This window comes from Mesorhizobium sp. M1A.F.Ca.IN.020.06.1.1 (genome assembly GCF_004023265.1).
Taxonomy (GTDB): domain Bacteria; phylum Pseudomonadota; class Alphaproteobacteria; order Rhizobiales; family Rhizobiaceae; genus Mesorhizobium.
The window spans coordinates 1-3,950 of the sequence record NZ_RZSR01000569.1; the positions used below are offsets into that span (position 1 = coordinate 1).

Annotated in this window: 4 protein-coding genes; 1 reads left to right on the forward strand and 3 read right to left on the reverse strand. The window is 59.9% G+C overall.

What is annotated here, in order from left to right; genetic code table 11:
* The 3 genes from EOA60_RS22445 to EOA60_RS22455 form a co-directional block, all read right to left on the reverse strand.
* Positions 1 to 370: ATP-binding cassette domain-containing protein (locus tag EOA60_RS22445; protein WP_164899465.1), on the reverse strand; the 370-nt coding region annotated here is incomplete at its 3' end.
* A 19-nt stretch (positions 371 to 389) separates the two neighbouring features.
* Entirely contained in the window at positions 390 to 1,424 is a 1,035-nt protein-coding gene (locus tag EOA60_RS22450; protein ID WP_206522133.1) for a substrate-binding domain-containing protein, read from the reverse strand.
* Between the two features lie 277 nt (positions 1,425 to 1,701).
* Positions 1,702 to 2,727, reverse strand: a complete 1,026-nt coding sequence (locus tag EOA60_RS22455) for an alcohol dehydrogenase catalytic domain-containing protein (protein WP_164748472.1) — start codon at positions 2,725 to 2,727, stop codon at positions 1,702 to 1,704.
* Positions 2,728 to 3,029: 302 nt separating this feature from the next.
* Between EOA60_RS22455 and EOA60_RS22460 the strand changes: the two genes are divergently transcribed.
* On the forward strand, positions 3,030 to 3,950 hold a 921-nt coding region (locus EOA60_RS22460; RefSeq protein WP_206628191.1), incomplete at its 3' end, for a GMC family oxidoreductase N-terminal domain-containing protein.

The following is a 3,950-nucleotide window of genomic DNA, read 5'->3' on the forward strand; positions in this document are numbered from 1 at the left end:
GCAGGATGTCGTCGGTCACCCGGCTAGCCCGCGCGGGTGACGGCCGCTGCTCGGGAGGCAGTCCCACATACATGTTTTCCGCGACCGTCAGATCCGGCATGAGCGAAGGCTCTTGCCGGACTATGGCAAGACCCAGATCTCTGGCCGTTTCAGTTCCGCCATTGAGACGGGTGCCTGCAAGAATGACCTCGCCTTCGGTGGGAATGAGAGCGCCGGAGGCGACGCCCATCAGCGTGGACTTGCCGGCACCGTTCTCGCCGACAAGTCCATGGATTTCGCCGGCGGCCACATCGAAGGAAACCTTGTCGAGCGCCCGTACTCCAGGGAAGTACTTGCTCACACCCTTGAGTTCGAGAGACAGGGTTTTCATCGATGCAGCCGTAAGTGTCTTACTTGAAGATCGCTTTGAGAGCGTCCGGCGTCAGCCCGCCCGAGAAATCCGCATCCAGCGGCGCGGACTTGTCACAGAACGGCTCCTTGCCGCCCAGGCTGTCTGCGTAGACGAATGCCGCGACTTCGGTGCCGTCGCTGTCCTTCGTGCCTTCATAGAGCGAAAGGCCGCGACGCAATGCGATGCGCGTCTGATAGGTCGTGCCATCGAGCGTGATATACGGAAACGGCTTGCCGGCCGCCTTCGCATCGGCCCACATGCAGTTCAGTTCATTGTTGCTCGCCATGCTGACGACGGCAGGAACTTCAAGACCGGCCTGCTGGAACGAGCGAACGACGGACGAGCCGACAGGCCCGACGTCGACAGCAACAACATCGATCTTCGGATAGGTGGCAATGGCACCGGCAGCAGCCTTCTGGGCATCGGCCGGATTCCAGTTGGTGACGATGTAGTCCTGGCTCAGGGGCTTCAGGCCATGGTAGTTGCCAATATTTGCCTTGATGCGCTCGTTGAAGTTCTTTGAGTAGGCCGTACCGGCAGGGCCGCTGAAATACAGCAGACCACCCTCCTTGATATGCTCATGAAGCCACTTGGCCCATTCCGCCGCGATGGAGTCGACGTTCTGCACCACGTTGGCGCTGAAATCCTTGCCCGCCTCGCCGTTTACCTTGGCATTGTATGGAACGACGACGACGCCATCCTTCATGGCCGCGCGCATAGCCGGAATCAGGGACTGCGAGAAGTCCGGCGCTACAACGATCACATTGGCGCCCTGCGCCACTAGGCTGTTCAGGTCGCTGGTCGCCTTCTGAGGATCTCCGCCGGCATCAGTGTAGAGAACCCGAGTGATGTTCGAGCATTTGGACGCCTCGTCCTTGAATTCCGCAAGCGAAATCTTGCGCCAGGTGTCGCCGCCATAGCCATCGGCCAAGGCCACGATCGCGGGCTTGTCCCCGCACATTGCCGTGATGTCAGCGCCCTTGTTCATTGGCATCGGCCCTTCGGCAAATGCGCTACTGGTTGCGACGACCATCACCGCTGCCGAAACAAGATAAGAATTCCTCAAAAGACGCATCAAAACCTCCCGCTGATGCAAAGCTCCCGGATCGCTGAGTAGAGCATGTCGGCAAGCTCTGGATATGCCATGCACGGGGTTGCGCCCATCCACCGCAGATTCTCCGGAGATCGCCTCCGCCACTCCTCACCAATTATTCGATAGTGGAGCAGTGCGCTTTCCAGCAATCGAGATTTAAGTGTTAGCCTGTGACCTGCAATCACAAACCGTTGCCCGCGCCCGAAAGCCACACCTCTCACGAATCGAGGTTGAACAGGACTTTTCCAGTGGTTCCCGAAGCGGCACGCTCGAACGCCGCGTCAAATTCCGTCATCGGAAACTCACATGTCTCGATTGCATCCAGTCGCAAGCGGCCGCTTGTCAAAAGTCTTTCCATTTCAAGCCACGTTTCGTCGATGAGCCTTCCATATATACCGGTGACGGTGATCTCACGGTTGATCAGTCGCACCGGTGGAATGGAAAGGTTGCGGCCCGGCAAGCCGACCAGCAGCAATTTGCCACCAGGCTTGATCATCTCCATCGCGCTCTCTATCGCGTCCGCGCTGCCGCTGGCATCGATGACCAGATCAACGTCGGCCGTCATCATAAATTCGGGAGGGACCTGAGGTGCGAGGGCCTCGTCAGCACCGGCGCGGATCGCCATCTCAAGACGTCGTTTGGACAAATCGACAGCCGTGATGCTTGCTGCTCCCAGAGCGCGCGCCGCGACGATCGTATATAGCCCAATCGGCCCACAACCGGTGACCAGAACCGACCTGCCGGAAACGTCGCCCTCCATCGCCGCGCGTACACCAACACCAAGCGGCTCAAGAACCGTTGCGGTGTCCATTGAAATCCGATCGGGAACAACACGGAGCGCGTTCGCGGGCACGACGCTGTAGTCCGAAAAGCAGCCGAACCCCGACTTGCTGAACAAGCGAAGGTTGAGGCACGTATGGCGGCGGTTGGCCCTGCATTGTTCGCACCTATCACAGAACAAGTGGGTTTCGCCGGAAACGATCTGCCCGATGCTCACCGACGTTACGCCCGGTCCCGTCTCCAACACCTCGGCGCAGAATTCGTGCCCGAGGACCAGCGGCGTCTCGTAGTTCCGCGCGGCCCAGTCGTTCCAGTGATAGATGTGAAGGTCGGTCCCGCAGATCGCCGCGCGCTTTATCTTGAGAAGCACCTCTCCTTCTCTCGGCGGCGCCAGCATTCGTGTATCGATGCCCAGATTGCCCGCTCCCGGCGAGACCTTCATCACTGTGCGCGATTTCAGCATCCTTGCCTCCTGTGGTCGCACGGACTTCTGCGGGAAGCCGCAAGGCTTTGAATAATGACCGGGACGCAAAATCCAGACAGTTTTGCGCCCGCCCCTGTGAGAAAACCGCAAAGCCGACAGCCTGCAAAATCCGTTGCCGGAGTGGCGAGTTGCAGGCAAACACCACTTGTGAGGAGATGTCACACCTTGGGTAGAGAATTTGGTTTGCGACGCCGCATGCGTTCGCCTAATCCAGCAGCCGAAAAGATGCCCAGGCATGTCGGCAGAAAGATTGACCTCCAGCCTGGTCACAAGGGTGGAGAATGGACGAGGACAGCTTCGACTACATCATCATCGGCGCGGGCACCGCAGGATGCCTTCTCGCCGACCGGCTTAGCGCGGACGGAAAAAGCACCGTTTGCGTGATTGAGGCCGGGGGGATGGACACGAGTCCATATTTCAACATACCAGCTGGCTTTCTCAAGACCGTCTACAATCCCAGGACGAGCTGGCAGTTCGAAAGTCCCGCACTCCCAGCCCTGAACGGAAGATCGATGAGCCTGCCTCAGGGCCGCGCCATCGGAGGGTCGAGTTCGGTCAACGGCATGGTCTACAATCGTGGTCAGCGCCACGACTACGACACCTGGGCGCAATTGGGGAACCGCGGCTGGGGCTACGACGACGTATTGGCCTATTTCCGCAAAAGCGAAAACCGGCTTGCCGAAGGCGATCCCGAGTATCGCGGCAAGGACGGCCCTCTTGCCGTCTCCGACATGGATTGGCCGCACGTCCTGTTCGACGCCTTCATCGAGGCAGCCCAACAGATCGGCATTCCGCGCAATAGGGATCACAATGGAAGGGAACAGGCCGGTGTCGGCCTCTACCAGCGTACGATACGGAATGGTCGCCGTGTGAGTTCGGCGCAGGCCTTCCTGCGGCCTGCACTGCGGCGCAAGAACGTAGAACTGCGCACCAAGGCGCGGATCGTCCGGATCGTGCTGGATGGCAGGCGTGCGGTTGGCGTGGTCCATGCGCCCTACGATTCGACCAACGGCCCCGGGACGACCGTTCGCGCAAGGCGCGAGATCATCCTTGCCGCTGGGACCATCAACTCGCCGCGCATCCTGCAACTGTCGGGCATCGGGCCCGAGGACGTGCTCGTATCTGCGGGCGTCGAAGTTCGTCATGCGCTCTCAGGCGTCGGGGAAAACTTCCGAGACCACTACGTTCCCCGAATGGTCGCA